Raw genomic sequence first — 15,152 nt, 5'->3', positions numbered from 1 at the left:
ACCCGCGTGAGGCTGTGGGCCATCCCCCCTTGACGCGGCGGCCTCCAGGCCGATGCTAACGCTCCCACCCCCTTGATCCGAACCCAACGCATCCGAACGGACCTTTGACCATGCCCTACACCTCGTTGCGCGACTTCATCGACCGGCTGGAGAAGGCCGGGCGGCTGGTGGTGGTCCGGGAGCCGGTGTCCACGGCGCTGGAGATGACCGAGATCCAGACCCGCCTGCTCGCCGAAGGCGGCCCGGCGGTGCTGTTCGAGAACGTCATCAAGGCCGACGGCACCCGCTCGGAGATGCCGGTGCTGGTCAACCTGTTCGGCACGGTGGAGCGCGTCGCCTGGGGCATGGACCGCGAGCCGCACGAGCTGCGCGGCGTCGGCGAGACGCTGGCCTTCCTGAAGCAGCCGGAGCCGCCGGGCGGCTTCCGCGAGGCCATGGAGCTGATCCCGCTCGCCAAGACCGTGCTGTCGATGAAGCCGAAAACCGTCGGCTCCGCCCCCTGCCAGGAGGTGGTGCTGACCGGCGACCAGATCGACCTCGGCCGCCTGCCGGTGCAGAGCTGCTGGCCGGGCGAACCGGCCCCCCTCATCACATGGCCGCTGGTCGTCACCAAGGGGCCGACCGGCAAGCGCGAGGACGACTTCAACCTCGGCATCTACCGGATGCAGGTGCTGGGGAAGAACAAGACGATCATGCGCTGGCTGAAGCACCGCGGCGGCGCGCAGCACCATCACCGCTGGCAGGCCCACCAGAACAAATTGGGCGGCAAGCGCGAGCCGCTGCCCTGCGCGGTCGTCCTGGGCGCCGATCCCGGCACCATCCTGGCCGCCGTCACGCCGGTGCCGGACACGCTGTCGGAATACCAGTTCGCCGGCCTGCTGCGCGGCAAGAAGGTCGAGCTGGTGGACTGCAAGACCGTGCCGCTGAAGGTGCCCGCCCAGGCCGAGATCATCCTGGAAGGCCATGTCAGCCTGGACGAATACGCCGACGAGGGCCCCTACGGCGACCACACCGGCTATTACAACTCGGTCGAGCCCTTCCCGGTCTTCACCGTCACGGCGATGACCATGCGGCGCAACCCGATCTACCTCTCCACCTTCACCGGCCGCCCGCCCGACGAGCCGTCGGTGCTGGGCGAGGCGCTGAACGAGGTCTTCATCCCCCTGCTGATCCAGCAATTCCCGGAGATCGTGGATTTCTGGCTGCCGCCGGAAGGCTGCTCCTACCGGATCGCGGTGGTCAGCATGAAGAAGGCCTATCCCGGCCACGCCAAGCGCGTGATGATGGGCGTGTGGTCCTTCCTGCGCCAGTTCATGTACACGAAATGGGTGATCGTCGTGGACGACGACATCGACGCGCGGAACTGGAAGGACGTGATGTGGGCGATGAGCACCCGCATGGACCCCGCCCGCGACATCACCGTGATCGAGGGCACCCCCATCGACTATCTGGACTTCGCCAGCCCCGAATCCGGCCTGGGCGGCAAGGTCGGGCTGGACGCCACCAACAAGTGGCCGCCGGAGACCAAGCGCGAGTGGGGCCAGAAGATCCGCATGGACCAGGGCGTGGTGGACGAGGTGTCGCGCAAATGGGCGTCCTACGGTCTTCCGGGCAGCGGGACCCCGATCTGGAAGTGAGGCGTTAAGGGACGTCCCGCTTTCGCCAAGGAGCCCGCCATGCCCAGCGACATCGCCAGCCCGATCGCCAACCCCATCGCCACTGCCCGTCTGGTCTTCCGAGACGGCGGCGAGACCGCCGGGGACCTGTCGGTGGCGGAGCGGGCGGGAGACACCCTGTTCGTGGCCTCGGACGAGGGGGCGCGGGTCGTCCGCCTGATGGCCGAGGACGGCGGCTCCCTCTACCGCCAGGACGCCGTCTTTCCCCTGGCGGAGTTCTTCGCACTGCCGGAAACCGAGCCGGGCAAGGACGAGGCGGACATCGAGGGCATGGCCATCGCCGGCGGCTGGCTGTGGGTCACCGGCTCCCACGCGCTGGCCCGCAAGAAGCCGGAGCGCGAGGAGAACGGCACCGAAAAGGCGCTGGAGCGGCTGACGGAGGTGCGCTGCGACCCCAACCGCTTCCTGCTCGGCCGCATCCCGCTGGTCGGCGAGGCGGACGGGCGCCTCACGCCGGTCCGCCGCGACGGCAAGCGCGCGGCCGGTTGCCTGAAATTCCGCGAGGGCGGCAACGCGCTGACCAAGGCCCTGGCGGAGGACGAGCATCTGGCCCGCTTCGTCGCGATTCCCGCCAAGGAGAACGGCTTCGACGTGGAAGGGCTGGCCGCCCACGGCGACCGGGTCTGGCTGGGGCTGCGCGGCCCGGTGCTGCGCGGCTGGGCCTGCATCCTGGAACTGGCGGTGGAGGACCACCCGGACGTCGAGGAGCGCCTGAGGCTGCGCCCCATCGGGACGAACGGCGAGAAGTACCGCAAGCATTTCGTCGATCTCGACGGGCTGGGCATCCGCGAACTGTCCTTCGACGGGGAGGATCTGGTGATCCTGGCCGGGCCGACCATGGACCTCGACGGCCCCGTCGCCGTGTGGCGCTGGACCGACGCCCTGTCCGTCACCCACGAGACCGTCATCCCGCGCGACCGGCTGGTTCCTCTGCTGAACCTGCCCTACGGCAAGGGCGACGACCATGCGGAGGGCATCGCCTGCATCCGCCGCGACGGCGCCCCGCCCGCCCTCCTGGTGGTCTACGACAGCCCGTCCAAGGCCCGCCGCCACGGCGCCGGCACCACCGCCGACCTGTTCGCCCTGCCCTCCCGCTACGATCCGGCCAACGCCTTCCGGGCGTGATCTGTCGTTCGTATTGAAGCAACAATCAGTGCACGATTAAGCGGATTATCCCGAACGCAGGCATCGCTATTCTTGGCCTCAGACGACAACGGCCCCGACGCGGGGCACACGCTGAGACCAGGAGACCACGCCATGAACGCCAACACCGCCGCCATCGACAACCGCACCGCCCCCTACGCCGCCTTCCTGCTGCGCGTCAGCCTGGGCCTTCTCTTCATCGCCCACGGCCTGATCCTGAAGGTCTTCACCTTCGGCATCGCCGGCACGGTCGGCTACTTCGAGAGCCTCGGTTATCCCGGCCTCTTCGCCTATCTGGTCATCCTCGGCGAGATCGGCGGCGGCCTGCTGCTGGTGGCCGGCGTCTTCACCCGCTGGATCTCGCTGGCCCTGCTGCCGATCCTGATCGGTGCGACGCTCCAGCACACCGGCAACGGCTGGGTCTTCTCGGCCCAGGGCGGCGGCTGGGAGTTCCCGGTGTTCTGGACGGTGCTGCTCGGCGTGCAGGCCCTGCTGGGCGACGGCGCCTTCGCCCTGAAGCTGCCGACCGCCGGCCGCAGCACCCTGCAGAACCGGCTGGCCTGACCCTGAAACAAGACCTGACGCGCAAGTACTGAAAAGCGGCGCGCGGGCGGGCACCAGCCCCCCGCGCGCCGCCGCGTTTGCACCCGGACCGTGCCCGACCTGAGGCGATATGCCCCTTCCTCTTCTTCTCCGGGCTCCCATTTGCTAGACAAGCCGGAGACCTAGCGGAGACCGTAATGCCCGTTTCGACCACCTCGCAACCTGACGTGCTGACCCTGCTGGACGATCTGATCCGCAAGGCGAAGGGCGCCGGGGCCGACTCCGCCGACGCCGTGCTGTTCGACAGCGCCTCCCTGTCGCTGAGCCAGCGTTTCGGCAAGACGGAGAAGCTGGAGCGGTCCGAGTCGGGCGATCTGGGCCTGCGCGTCTTCATCGGCAAGCGGCAGGCCATCGTCTCCTCCACCGACCGCAGCGCCAAGGCGCTGGACGAGCTGGTGGAGCGCGCGGTCGCCATGGCCCGCGTGGTGCCGGAGGACCCCTTCTGCGGCCTCGCCGACCCGGAGCAGATCTACACCACCCTCCCCGACCTCGACGTGTGCGACCCGTCGGAGCCGTCGGCGGAGCTGCTGATCGAACGCGCCCGCATCGCCGAGGAGGCCGCGCTGGCGGTCGAGGGCGTCACCAATTCCGAGGGCGCCGACGCGGGGTGGAGCCGCTCCACCATCGCCATCGCCGCGTCCAACGGCTTCACCGGCCGCTACGGCGTGTCGCGGCAGTCGCTCTCGGCCTCGGTGCTGGCCGGGACCGGCACGGGAATGGAGCGCGACTACGATTATGACAGCAAGGTCTACGGCTCCGACCTGCGCGACCCGGCGTCGATCGGACGCGAGGCCGGCGAGCGCGCCATCCGCCGCCTGAACCCGCGCCGGGTCAAGAGCTGCAAGGTGCCGGTGGTGTTCGACCCGCGCGTCTCCCGCGGGCTGCTGGGCCACCTGACCGGCTCGATCAGCGGGCCGAGCATCGCGCGCGGCACCAGCTTCCTCAAGGACAAGATGGGCCAGCGCATCTTCGCCGCCGGCATCACCATCGTCGACGACCCGCATGTGAAGCGCGGCCTGCGCTCCCGCCCCTTCGACGCGGAGGGCATCGCCACCACCCGCCGCAACCTGATCGAGGACGGGCACCTGACCACTTGGCTGCTCGACCTGCGCTCGGCCCGCCAGCTCGGCCTGTCGACGACCGGCCACGCCGCCCGTGGCACCTCCGGCCCGCCGGGCCCGGCCCCGGCCAACGTCTACATGGCCCCGGGGGCCAAGAGCCGCGACGAGCTGCTGGCCGAGATCCCCAACGGCTTCTACGTGACGGAGCTGATGGGAACGGGCGTCAACGGGGTGACCGGCGACTACAGCCGGGGCGCCGCCGGCTACTGGATCGAGAACGGGCAGATCTCGTACCCGGTCACCGAGCTGACCATCGCCGGCAACCTGAAGGAGATGTTCCTGAACCTGGAGCCGGCCAGCGACCTGGAACTTCGCTTCGGCATGGACGCGCCGACCATCCGCATCGACGGGCTGACCATCGCCGGTCTGTAAAGCCCAGAGGGAGGCGCCTTCCGGCGCCTCCCCCTCGTGTCAGCGGACCACGCCGCGGACGATGTCGGCGATGGTGCCGTGCACCGCATCCAGGATCAGCATGTCCGCGCCGGCCAGGATGCACTCCCAGCCGTTCATGCACACCGGCACCCGCTGGCGCAGTTCGACGGGCGCCAGCTTTTTGGCGATGCCCGGCGGCAGCGGCTGGCCGCGCGCCAGCTTCTTCGCGATCCCCGGCGGCAGGGCCGTCGCCCCGACCGGATGGGCGGAGAAATAATCCCGGATGATCGTCACCTCGCCGCGGGACACCAACCCTTTGGGGTCGTGCCCTCTGGAGTCGTGCCCTTTGGAATCGTAGGAAGGCCCGCCCTGCGGCTTGCCGTGCCCTCCGCCGGGACCGCCGGCCCAGTCGGGCTTGTCCGCCAGCGCCGGGCCGGTGATGGACAGCACCGCCAGAAGCGCCAGCGCGGCGTGCCCGTTCCGGCACCGCATCCGATCCCCACTCATGATCCGCATTCCCTTGCCGGCCGGAGGTGAGCCGCAAGCGCGTCCCGCGGCTCTACCCCCATCGGATTAGCGGCAAGCGCCGCCGCCGGCCTGTGGCAAGGACGGGATATCAGACCGTCACGCTCATCGGGCCCCCGGCGCCGCGCACCGACAGGTTGGGCAGGAAATCCCGGAACAGCGACAGGCTCTTCAGGTCGGACACGTAGCCGGTGCCCTCCCCGCCCATCGCCTTCCCACCGACGCTCTTCATCACATCGCCGGCCTGCGCGTCCTGTGCCTCCAGCGCGTCCTTCAACACGGAGGCAAGCGCACTGCCGTAGCCCAACCGCTCCATCGGCGCGCCGGTCTCCTTCGTCGCCTTCTCATAGCTGTACTGGAGCGCGGCGCGCTGTACCGACCAGTTGACCGACTCCTTCTCCTCCTGGCTGGCCTCGTCGAGGAACTTCACCCCGGCGCGGTAGGCGGCGGCCTTGTCGGTGCCCAGAGGGTCGGCGGCATCCATCGCCTCCTTCTGCTGACGGGCCATGATGGACTGCGCCGCCTCCTGCTCGTTCTTGGAGAAGGTGCCGTCCTTGTTGCTGGCGATGGCGTGGAGGCTGCGCCGGTCGAAGCCGCCGAACAACCGCTCCACGTCCTTGCCGGTCGGGTCGGAGTAGTTCACCCCCTTGCCTTCCTTCGCCATCGCCGTGTAGGTGGCGTCCAGCGAGTCGCGAGCGTCCTGGATGACCTTCGCGAAGCCCTGAAGCCCCGGCGTCTGGCTGGTGGTCAGCACCGTGGTGGGCGGCGGCGGCAGGCCGGCGGCCTCGGCCTCCTCCTTGGCAGAGGGCTCATACTCTGCGGGCATCGGTTGGCTCTTGTCGACCTTACCGCGCCCGATGCCGGGAATGTTCACGTCCGCGGCATACTCCGCGAGACCCCTTGCGTACAGATTTCCTTTGAAACCCAGGTCATACATAAGCTTGGCGGCGGCCTTTCCCTTTTCATTGTCCGGCGACAGCAGCCCATTCTCGCCGCCCTCCGCTTCCGCGCCGAAATCCAGTTTTTCGAACGCTTCCTCGCCCTTCTTCACGAAATACCCGAAGAACTTCCCTTTGATCTTGTTCGGGTCGCCACCGGCGGTCTCGAGCATCTCGCGTTCGATGTCCGCCGCCTCCGCGCGGAATTGGGCATTGGCCGGAGCCATTGCCGCCTGGAACGCCTCGGTGTCCTCGTCCTTCCCGAAGGCGGTGAAAGCGGCGGTGCGCGCCTCGTTCAGGGCCGACATGGCCTTGTCCATGCGTTCCGTCTTGGTCTTGAAGGCCTTTTCAGCCGCCCCGAGCCTCTCCGCCCAGGCCTTGTCCTCCTCATCCTCGGGCCGCTCCTTGATGAAGCGGTCCTTCACGGCGTTGGTCGCCATTTGGCGCAGTCCCAACGCCACGTCCTTCTCGGTCATCTTGCCGGACTTGACGAAGTCTTCCAGCATCGCGCGGCCCTTGGAGCCGATGGAGGCAAAAACCTTCCCCGCCACGCCGGTCAGCGACTTGGCCAGCCCGCTGAGTTCCACGCTGTCCTCGCCCTTCAAGGCGGCCAGGGCCGCGGAGCCCGCGGAGGACCCGGCGTCGGAGGCCGCCTTCCAGGTCCCCTCCGCCTCGGCGGCCCCTCCGGCGGGCTTCCATTTGGTGGCGGTCGCGGTGGCGCTGGCCGTGGTGGCGGAGAACAGGGCGTTGATCGACGCGGACATGGCTTCCCCCTTTCGGTCCCGCCTGGGCGGCAGGCGCCTTAAATCCTTAGAGACCGAAGTAATTATTGAATGTTCCCAAGTAATTTTTCCAAGAGACCCCTTAACGGACTCTTAAAACAATATTCAACGCACCAGCACCGGCAAGATCCACGGCGCCAGCGCGATCTCCACCGGCAGACGGGCGATCACGTCGCCATCGCCCTGCACGGGCTCCCCCGCCGGCCCTTCGATGACCACGCGCCGGGCCGGCAGGATGCGGTAGTCGGGAAAGCGCGGCAGCCGCCCGGCGGCGACGCCCCAGAGATAGCGCAGGGCGTTCCCCCGCCCCATCCGCGGGAACAGGCAGACGTGCAGCCGCGGGTCGGTCAGCCGCGCGTCGGGCGCGCAGACGAAGCGCCCCCCATAGAAATGCCCCCTGGCGACGATCACGGAGGCGACCTCCACCGGCTCCCCGCCGTCCACCGCCAGACGGTAGGGACCGCCGCCGCCCGCGGCGATCCGGGCCAGCGTTTCCACCGCGTAGGCGCCCTTGCCGATCAGCCGCTTCAGCCGCGTGTCCACCCCCTCCACCACGCGGGCGTCCAGGCCGGCGCCGGCCATCATGGCGAAGGCGCGGCCATTCGCCACACCCAGATGCACCGGCAGCGTGCGCCCTTCCGCCAACACCCGCGCCGCGCCCTCCGCGTCCAGCGGCAGGCCCAGTTCATGCGCCAGCACGTTGCCGGTGCCCAGCGGCACGATGCCCAAGGGAATCGCCGAGTCCCCGCCGCGCGCGCCCAGCCCGTTGACCACCTCGTTGATGGTGCCGTCGCCGCCCGCGGCGACCACCGCGTCGAAGGCACCGGGGGCCACCGCGCGGGCCATCGCCTCCGCGTCGCCGCGCCCGCCGGTGGCCTGAAGCGTCACCACGGCCCCGTGGCGCTGCTCCAGCACCGCCAGAGCGGCGCCCAGACGGCGCGCGCGGCGGGCGCCGGCCACCGGGTTGTGGATGATCAGAAGACGACGCCGGGTCGCCGCGGCCGGTCTGGACGTCTCAGGCACCGATTCGCCTCCATCCGCCGCACCAGCGTCCAATGTGACCATCCTGTTTCAGTTTTGATAAAGTCATTTTTCGCCTTTGTTTCACTGAAAAGAAGTCTTGCCGAAATCAATGATCCCAACAGATGCGGATGATCGAAATCGTTGTCAAGACAATGAGCGGCCGATATACGGGACATGTTTCCATGAACCCTTGCCGAAATGGCGATGGAGCGGGACATGAGCGGATCACGCGACGTCAAGCAGTACCGCAGCATCTGGATCTCCGACGTCCATCTGGGCACGCGGGGGTGCAAGGCGGAGTATCTTCTCGATTTCCTGAAGCACAACGAGTCCGACCACCTCTATCTCGTCGGCGACATCGTGGACGGCTGGCGCCTGCGCAAGACCTGGTACTGGCCGCAGGCGCACAACGACGTGGTGCAGAAGATCCTGCGCCGGGCGCGCAAGGGCGTGCAGGTCTATTACATCCCCGGCAACCACGACGAGGCCGCCCGCGACTACGCCGGCCTGCAGTTTGGCGGCGTCCAGGTGGTGGAGGAGATGATCCACGTCACCGCCGACGGGCGGCGGCTCCTGGTCACCCACGGCGACCGCTTCGACGTGGTGGTGAAGTACGCCCGCTGGCTGGCCTTCATCGGCGACAACGCCTACGTGGTCCTGCTCCAGGCCAACACGCTGTTCAACTGGGCGCGCCGCAAGCTGGGCTTTCCCTACTGGTCGCTGTCCGCCTTCCTAAAGCACAAGACGAAGACGGCGGTCGAGTTCATCGGCAACTACGAGACCGCTCTCGGCGACGAGGCCCGGCGCCGCAAGGTGGACGGGGTCGTCTGCGGCCACATCCACACCGCCGAAATCCGCGACATGGAAGGAATCCTCTATTGCAACGACGGCGACTGGGTCGAGTCCTGCACCGCCTTGGTCGAGCATCCCTGCGGCCGGCTGGAGATCATCGACTGGGCGGCGGACATCCGCCGGCGCGCCGCGACGACGCTGCCCGCCCGCATCCCGACCAGGGAGACGGCGGCCAAGGAGACGGCGGCCAAGGAGAACGTGAAGGAGAAGGCGGCGGCGTGAACATCCTGATCGTCTCCGACGCCTGGCTGCCCCAGGTCAACGGCGTGGTGCGCACCATCGGCACCGTCCAAGCCGAGCTGGAGGCCATGGGACACCGCGTGGAGGTGATCGGCCCCGACCGCTTCCGCACCGTGCCCATGCCCACCTACCCGGAAATCCGGCTGGCGCTGGGCGCGGGGCGCCGGCTGAACGCGATGATCGACGCGCTGCGCCCCGACTGCATCCACATCGCCACCGAAGGGCCGCTGGGTTTCGCCGCCCGGCGCTACTGCCTCGGCCGCGGCAAGCCCTTCACCACCGCCTACCACACCCGCTTCCCGGAATATGTGCGCGACCGGGCGCCGGTGCCGCTGGCGCTCAGCTACGCCGTGGTGCGCCGCTTCCACAGGCCGTCCTCGGCGGTGATGGTGGCGACGCCGTCCATCGAGAGCGACCTCGCGGCCCGCGGCTTCACCAACATCCGGCGCTGGACCCGCGGCGTGGACACCGAGCTGTTCCGCCCCCGCGCCAAGGGCTTCCTGGCGCTGCCCCGCCCCATCGCCCTCTATGTCGGGCGCGTGGCGGTGGAGAAGAACCTGGAGGAGTTCCTGAGGCTCGAACTGCCGGGCAGCAAGGTGGTGGTCGGCGACGGCCCGGCCCGCGCGGAGCTTCAGCAGAGATACCCGGAGGTCCATTGGGCCGGCGCCCGCCATGGCGAGGAACTGGCCCAGCACTACGCCGCGGCGGACGTCTTCGTCTTCCCGTCGCGCACCGACACCTTCGGCCTGGTGCTGCTGGAGGCTCTGGCCTCGGGCGTGCCGGTGGCGGCCTACCCGGTGCCCGGCCCCCTGGACGTGGTCGACGGCTCCGGCGCCGGCTGCCTGGACGAGGATCTGAAGGGGGCGGTCGAACGCGCCCTGACCATCCCGCCGGAGCGGTGCCGGGACCATGCCCTGAACTTCTCCTGGCGGCGCTCCGCCGAGCAGTTCCTGGCGAACCTGCGCCCGTTCACCTGACCAGGGGACGGAAGCCGGACCGGTGCGCGGCCGGCCCGGCCCCCCCGATCAGGCGGCGCGGATGCGCTGCATGAACAGGTCCACGCTCTCGCGCAGGCGGTCGGACTCGCGGTGCAGGTTGCCGGCGGCCCCCAGCACGTCCTCGGCGAGGCTGCCCGTCTCCGACGCCCCTTTGGTCACCGCCCCGATGGTGTCGGTCACGCTGCGGGTTCCGCGGGCGGCCTCCTGGACGTTGCGGACGATCTCCTGGGTGGCGGCGGTCTGCTGCTCCACCGCGGCGGAAACGGTGATGACGATGTCGTTGATGCTGCCGATGGTGGTGCCGATGCCGCTCAGCGCCTCGGCGGAGCCGCGCGCGACCTCCTGGATGCTGGCGATCTGGGCGGAGATGTCCTCGGTCGCCTTGGCGGTCTGGTTGGCGAGGTTCTTGACCTCCTGCGCGACCACGGCGAAGCCCTTGCCGGCCTCCCCGGCGCGGGCCGCTTCGATGGTCGCGTTCAGCGCCAGCAGGTTGGTCTGCCCGGCGATGCTGTTGATGAGCTGGAGCACCGCGCCGATCTTCTGCGCGGCGTCGACCAGACCGTTCACCGTGGCGTTGGTCCGCTCCGCCTCGGCCACCGCGCCGCGGGCGATCTGCGAGGACTGGGCGACCTGCCGGCTGATCTCGGCGATCGAGCCGGTGAGCTGCTCCGACGCGGCGGCGACCGTCTGCACGTTGGCGGACGCCTGCTCGGCGGCGGCGGCCACGGCGAGCGACTGGCGGTTGGTGGCGGCGGCGATCTGCGCCATGCGCTGGGCGTTGCCCTTCATCTCGTCCGACGCGGCCACCGTGTTGTCGGCGATGCCGCGGACGCTGCCCTCCAGGCTGTCGGCGACCTGATCCAGAATGGCGCGCTTGCTCTCCTTCTCGGCCGCCGCGTAGGTCTCCAGCAGCACTTCGAGGTCGAGCCAGGCGACCCGCCCCAGCGTGTCGCGCAGGGCCGCCCGCTCCGCCGCCTTTCTCGATCCGAACAGCGATCCGCGCCCTTCCGCCGCGTCGAGTCCCAGTTCGCGGACGATGCCGCTGGACACCGTGTGATGGCAGATGGCCACCGCATAGCCCGGCACACCGTGGTCGTAGAATGCCTTGGCCAGCCGATGGGCGGATTCCAGGAAGCCCGGACCGAGGTCGCCCGAAACCACGCGGGTCCAATGGGCGACGCGCGCGGCGTGCACGTCCGGCAGGATCAGGGCGTCGCGGATTTCCGGCCAAGCGGCGAAGGCGCTGTGCCACCGCTCCAGCAGAGAGGGCAGGCGGTGCTGCGCGAAGTCCCGGTTGGCGCGCAGACGCGCAATGTCCGCCTCGGTGATGCTGAAGGCCCGGAGCCGGTTTTCCTGGCCGTCACGTTCCTGTACGCCCGCCATGATGTTATCATCCTGAAATGTTGATGGCCGGAGCGTTGCCCGCCATCCTTGAAGCTGCCAACGTTTCTACGCCACCAGGATAGCATCGGATTGCTTCAAAATTATCATAAGACACCCCAAATTCGTCATACCCTGGTATGCGAGCAGGCCCCATCCGGCCATCAGCCTTCCGATGGGCGCTAGCGCAAAGCCTTACCTCTGCCACAGCCCCCCGTGCTAAAGTGGTGGGGACCGCGGCCGGGAAACTTGGCCGCGTTGGTTTTGTCGGATGGCGTTTCGACCCGCATGCTTCAGTCACTCTACCGCGGCCTGACGACCCTCGCCGGGCCGGCGGTTCGTCTGTATCTCGACCGGCGGCTGGCCGCCGGCAAGGAGGACTCCGCCCGCCGGGGAGAGCGCTTCGGCACGGCCGCGCGCCCGCGGCCGCCCGGACGGCTGGCCTGGATCCACGCGGCCAGCGTGGGGGAGGCCAACTCCGTCCTCGTCCTCATCGACCGCCTGCTCGACGAGACGCCGGACCTGACGGTCCTGATGACCACCGGCACCGTCACCTCGGCGGAGCTGATGGGCCGCCGCCTGCCGGAGCGCGCCTTTCACCAATATGTGCCGGTGGACCTGCCGGCGGCTGTGGACCGTTTCCTCGACCATTGGCGCCCCGATCTGGTGCTGTGGACGGAATCGGAGATCTGGCCCAACCTGCTCGGCGCCGTGCGGGCGCGCGGCATTCCGGCGGCGCTGGTCAACGCGCGCATGTCGGAGCGCTCCTTCAACCGCTGGCGTTGCGCGTCGGGCCTGATCACGCCGCTGCTCTCCACCTTCCAGGTCACGCTGGCCCAGTCGGAGGAGGACGCCGACCGCCTGCGCCGGCTGGGCGCGCGGGGCGTCGTCAGCGTCGGCAACCTGAAATTCTCCGCCGAGCCGCCGCCCGCCGACCCCGCCGCCCTGGCGACGCTGCGCGCGGCCTGCGCCGGGCGCCCCGTCTGGCTGCTCGCTAGCACCCACCCCGGCGAGGACGAGCTGGCCGCCGCGGTTCATGAGGCGCTGGCCCCGCGCCTGCCCGGCCTGCTGACCCTGCTGATCCCCCGCCACGCCCACCGCGGCGCCGACATCGCGGCGCTGCTGCGCGGGCGCGGCCTGACCGTCTCGCGCCGCGGCGAGGGCGCCCTGCCCGCCGCCGCGGACGCCGTGCACATCGCCGACACGATGGGGGAGATGGGGCTGTTCTACCGGCTGGCCCCGGTGGTCTGCATGGGCGGGTCCTTCGTGCCGCACGGCGGCCAGAACCCGGTGGAGCCGGCCCTGCTCGGCTGCGCGGTCCTCTACGGCCCGCACATGTGGAACTTCGCGGAGATCACCCGCCAGCTCGAAGCCGCCGGGGGCGCCCTGCCGGTGTCCGGGGCGGAGGCTCTGCCCGACGCGGTCGGGCGCCTGCTGACCGACGAGGCCGCCCGCGCCCGCGTCGCCGCCGGCGCGTCGGCGGTGACCGAGACCAACCGGCGGATCGTCGACCGCGCGCTGGCGGCGCTCGCCCCCGTCCTGGGCGTCGGCAGCGTCCGGCCGGCGGCATGAGGACTCCCGGCTTCTGGTACGGGTCCGGCGGGGCCGCCGGGGCGGCTCTGGGCTGGGCGCTCGCCCCGCTGGGCGCGCTCTACGGGCTGGCCGGGCGGCTGCGCATGGCGACGGGGCGGCCGGAGCGGGCCGCCGTGCCCGTCCTCTGCGTCGGCAATCTGGTGGCGGGCGGGGCCGGCAAGACACCGGTCTGCATCGCCCTGGCCGAGGCCCTGCGCGCCCGCGGGGCCGCCCCCGCCTTCCTCACCCGCGGCCATGGCGGGCGCGAGCGCGGGCCGCTGGCCGTCGATCTCGGCACCCACGATTCCGCCGCGGTGGGCGACGAGGCGCTGCTGCTGGCCGCCCACGGTCCCTGCTGGGTGGCGCGCGACCGCGCCGCCGGAGCACGAGCGGCCGTCGCCGCCGGCGCCTCCGTCCTGGTGATGGACGACGGCTTCCAGAATCCCGGCCTCGCCAAGGATCGGTCGCTGATCGTGGTGGACGGGGCGGTGGGCTTCGGCAACGGCCATCTCGTCCCCGCCGGCCCCCTGCGCGAACCGGTGGCCCATGGGCTGGCCCGCGCCGACGCCGTCGTGGTGCTGGGCGAGGACCGCGCCGGGGTGGAGCGCCGCGTGGCCGGCGCCCTGCCCGTCCTGCACGCCCGGCTGGAACCGGTGGAGGGCGCCCGCGCGCTCGCCGGACAGGCGGTCCTCGCCTTCGCCGGCATCGGGCGGCCGGAGAAGTTCTTCGCGACGCTGGAGGCGCTGGGCGCCCGCGTGGTGGAGCGCGCCGCTTTCGCCGACCACCACCCCTATCGCCCCGAGGAGGTGATGGCCCTGGTGGACCGCGCCGCCGCGCTGGGCGCCCTGCCCGTCACCACCGTGAAGGACGCCGTCCGCCTGCCGGAGCCTTTGCGCGCCCTGGTCCGGGTGGTGCCGGTGCGCGCCGTCTGGCGGGACCCCGCCGCCCTCGACCGCCTGCTCGCCCCCCTTCTGACCGCGCTTCCGACTGGAGTTCCCAATGGCTAAGCCGCGCGGCCCCCTGGTGTCCTGGCTGACCCGCCGGGTCGGCTACCCGCTGGAGGCCGTCCTCGTCCACGGCTTCTGCGGCCTGTTCCGCGCCCTTCCGCTCGACCGCGCCTCGGCTCTCGGCGGCTGGATCGGACGGACCGTCGGCCCGCGCCTTCGCAGCACCCGCACCGCCCGCCGCAACCTGGAGCGCGCCTTCCCCGAGAAATCCCCCGCGGAGATTGACGCGATCATCCTCGGCATGTGGGACAATCTGGGCCGCGTCATCGCCGAGTACCCGCATCTGGACGCTATCGGTGCCTATGGCCCCGGCGGCCGGACCGAAGTGGTCGGCGGCGAGCACATCGACGCCCTGCGCGACGACGGCAAGGCCGGCATCCTGGTGTCCGGCCATTTCGCCAACTGGGAAGTGAAGCCCGTCTGCTCCCGCAAGATGGGATTGGAACTGGCGGTGGTCTACCGCGCGCCCAACAACCCCTATGTCGACCGGCTGCTGACCGAACTGCGGGGGGCCGCCGGCGGCACGCACATTCCCAAGGGGCCTGAGGGCGCGCGCACGCTGATCCGGGTGCTGACCAAGGGCGGACATGTCGGCATGCTGATCGACCAGAAGATGAACGACGGCATGCCCGTCCCCTTCTTCGGACGGGACGCCATGACCGCGCCGGCAGCGGCACAGCTCGCCCTGCGGCTGGGCATCCCGCTGGTGCCGGCGCGGACGGAACGGCTGGACGGCGCGCGTTTCCGCATCACCGTCCTGCCGCCGGTGGAGCCACCAAACAGCGGCGACCGCAACGCTGATGTGCGGATTTTGATGGAGCGCCTGAACGCCCTGTTGGAGCAATGGATTCGCGAGCGCCCCGCCGAATGGCTCTGGCTGCACCGGCGCTGGCCCGACTGACGGCCCGACTGACGGAGAA

General features: G+C 70.3%; 13 protein-coding genes. 9 read left to right on the top strand and 4 right to left on the bottom strand.

Translation table 11 applies throughout. From position 1 onward, the window contains the following. The first annotated feature begins 110 nt into the window (after positions 1 to 110). The 4 genes from TSH58p_RS14870 to TSH58p_RS14855 all read left to right on the top strand — a co-directional run bounded on the left by TSH58p_RS14870 (position 111) and on the right by TSH58p_RS14855 (position 4,915). Entirely contained in the window at positions 111 to 1,637 is a 1,527-nt protein-coding gene (locus TSH58p_RS14870; protein ID WP_109067814.1) for a UbiD family decarboxylase, read from the top strand. Positions 1,638 to 1,676: 39 nt separating this feature from the next. Then, a complete protein-coding gene (locus TSH58p_RS14865; protein ID WP_109067788.1) occupies positions 1,677 to 2,801 on the top strand; it encodes a DUF3616 domain-containing protein in 1,125 nt (374 codons plus the stop codon). A gap of 132 nt (positions 2,802 to 2,933) precedes the next feature. Then, positions 2,934 to 3,383: a DoxX family protein gene (locus TSH58p_RS14860; protein ID WP_109067789.1), complete on the top strand. Its 450-nt coding sequence runs from the start codon at positions 2,934 to 2,936 to the stop codon at positions 3,381 to 3,383. Positions 3,384 to 3,559: 176 nt separating this feature from the next. Next, a complete protein-coding gene (locus TSH58p_RS14855) occupies positions 3,560 to 4,915 on the top strand; it encodes a TldD/PmbA family protein (RefSeq protein ID WP_109067790.1) in 1,356 nt (451 codons plus the stop codon). Positions 4,916 to 4,954: 39 nt separating this feature from the next. Here TSH58p_RS14855 and TSH58p_RS14850 read toward each other — a convergent pair whose 3' ends face one another. The 3 genes from TSH58p_RS14850 to TSH58p_RS14835 form a co-directional block, all read right to left on the bottom strand. Then, positions 4,955 to 5,422: a hypothetical protein gene (locus tag TSH58p_RS14850; RefSeq protein ID WP_146205805.1), complete on the bottom strand. Its 468-nt coding sequence runs from the start codon at positions 5,420 to 5,422 to the stop codon at positions 4,955 to 4,957. Positions 5,423 to 5,531: 109 nt separating this feature from the next. Then, entirely contained in the window at positions 5,532 to 7,142 is a 1,611-nt protein-coding gene (locus tag TSH58p_RS14845) for a hypothetical protein (RefSeq protein WP_158282543.1), read from the bottom strand. A gap of 123 nt (positions 7,143 to 7,265) precedes the next feature. Beyond that, entirely contained in the window at positions 7,266 to 8,183 is a 918-nt protein-coding gene (locus TSH58p_RS14835) for a diacylglycerol kinase family protein (RefSeq protein ID WP_247873799.1), read from the bottom strand. A gap of 216 nt (positions 8,184 to 8,399) precedes the next feature. Between TSH58p_RS14835 and TSH58p_RS14830 the strand changes: the two genes are divergently transcribed. Both TSH58p_RS14830 and TSH58p_RS14825 read left to right on the top strand, forming a co-directional pair. Next, positions 8,400 to 9,257, top strand: a complete 858-nt coding sequence (locus tag TSH58p_RS14830) for a UDP-2,3-diacylglucosamine diphosphatase (RefSeq protein WP_109067816.1) — start codon at positions 8,400 to 8,402, stop codon at positions 9,255 to 9,257. Further along, entirely contained in the window at positions 9,254 to 10,252 is a 999-nt protein-coding gene (locus tag TSH58p_RS14825) for a glycosyltransferase family 1 protein (protein ID WP_109067794.1), read from the top strand. Before TSH58p_RS14830 ends, TSH58p_RS14825 begins: the two co-directional genes overlap by 4 nt. A 48-nt stretch (positions 10,253 to 10,300) precedes the next feature. Here the strand turns inward: TSH58p_RS14825 and TSH58p_RS14820 are convergent, their stop codons facing one another. Continuing rightward, positions 10,301 to 11,656 (bottom strand): globin-coupled sensor protein, encoded by a 1,356-nt coding sequence (locus TSH58p_RS14820; RefSeq protein ID WP_109067795.1) that lies wholly within the window; start codon positions 11,654 to 11,656, stop codon positions 10,301 to 10,303. Between the two features lie 285 nt (positions 11,657 to 11,941). Between TSH58p_RS14820 and TSH58p_RS14815 the strand changes: the two genes are divergently transcribed. From TSH58p_RS14815 to TSH58p_RS14805, 3 genes are read left to right on the top strand one after another with little or no spacing between them, the layout of a single operon-like run. Then, positions 11,942 to 13,225 (top strand): 3-deoxy-D-manno-octulosonic acid transferase, encoded by a 1,284-nt coding sequence (locus TSH58p_RS14815; protein WP_109067796.1) that lies wholly within the window; start codon positions 11,942 to 11,944, stop codon positions 13,223 to 13,225. After that, entirely contained in the window at positions 13,222 to 14,232 is a 1,011-nt protein-coding gene (lpxK, locus tag TSH58p_RS14810; protein ID WP_109067797.1) for a tetraacyldisaccharide 4'-kinase, read from the top strand. The genes TSH58p_RS14815 and lpxK overlap by 4 nt, the downstream gene beginning before the upstream one ends. Next, the gene (locus tag TSH58p_RS14805) at positions 14,225 to 15,133 is read left to right on the top strand and encodes a lipid A biosynthesis lauroyl acyltransferase (protein ID WP_109067798.1); all 909 of its coding nucleotides are present in this window, start codon (positions 14,225 to 14,227) and stop codon (positions 15,131 to 15,133) included. Before lpxK ends, TSH58p_RS14805 begins: the two co-directional genes overlap by 8 nt. Positions 15,134 to 15,152 lie beyond the last annotated feature (19 nt).

The organism is Azospirillum sp. TSH58 (assembly GCF_003119115.1).
Lineage (GTDB): Bacteria > Pseudomonadota > Alphaproteobacteria > Azospirillales > Azospirillaceae > Azospirillum.
The sequence above is the reverse complement of the archived record's forward strand: the minus strand, read 5'-3'. Positions and strand labels throughout refer to the sequence as shown.

What these genes read in the sequence shown, in the direction of transcription:
- TSH58p_RS14870 (WP_109067814.1), top strand. Translation starts at nt 111, where the DNA reads ATGCCCTACACCTCGTTGCGCGACTTCATCGACCGGCTGGAGAAGGCC.
- TSH58p_RS14865 (WP_109067788.1), top strand. Translation starts at nt 1,677, where the DNA reads ATGCCCAGCGACATCGCCAGCCCGATCGCCAACCCCATCGCCACTGCC.
- TSH58p_RS14860 (WP_109067789.1), top strand. Translation starts at nt 2,934, where the DNA reads ATGAACGCCAACACCGCCGCCATCGACAACCGCACCGCCCCCTACGCC.
- TSH58p_RS14855 (WP_109067790.1), top strand. Translation starts at nt 3,560, where the DNA reads ATGCCCGTTTCGACCACCTCGCAACCTGACGTGCTGACCCTGCTGGAC.
- TSH58p_RS14850 (WP_146205805.1), bottom strand. Translation starts at nt 5,422, where the DNA reads ATGAGTGGGGATCGGATGCGGTGCCGGAACGGGCACGCCGCGCTGGCG.
- TSH58p_RS14845 (WP_158282543.1), bottom strand. Translation starts at nt 7,142, where the DNA reads ATGTCCGCGTCGATCAACGCCCTGTTCTCCGCCACCACGGCCAGCGCC.
- TSH58p_RS14830 (WP_109067816.1), top strand. Translation starts at nt 8,400, where the DNA reads ATGAGCGGATCACGCGACGTCAAGCAGTACCGCAGCATCTGGATCTCC.
- TSH58p_RS14820 (WP_109067795.1), bottom strand. Translation starts at nt 11,656, where the DNA reads ATGGCGGGCGTACAGGAACGTGACGGCCAGGAAAACCGGCTCCGGGCC.
- TSH58p_RS14815 (WP_109067796.1), top strand. Translation starts at nt 11,942, where the DNA reads ATGCTTCAGTCACTCTACCGCGGCCTGACGACCCTCGCCGGGCCGGCG.
- lpxK (WP_109067797.1), top strand. Translation starts at nt 13,222, where the DNA reads ATGAGGACTCCCGGCTTCTGGTACGGGTCCGGCGGGGCCGCCGGGGCG.
- TSH58p_RS14805 (WP_109067798.1), top strand. Translation starts at nt 14,225, where the DNA reads ATGGCTAAGCCGCGCGGCCCCCTGGTGTCCTGGCTGACCCGCCGGGTC.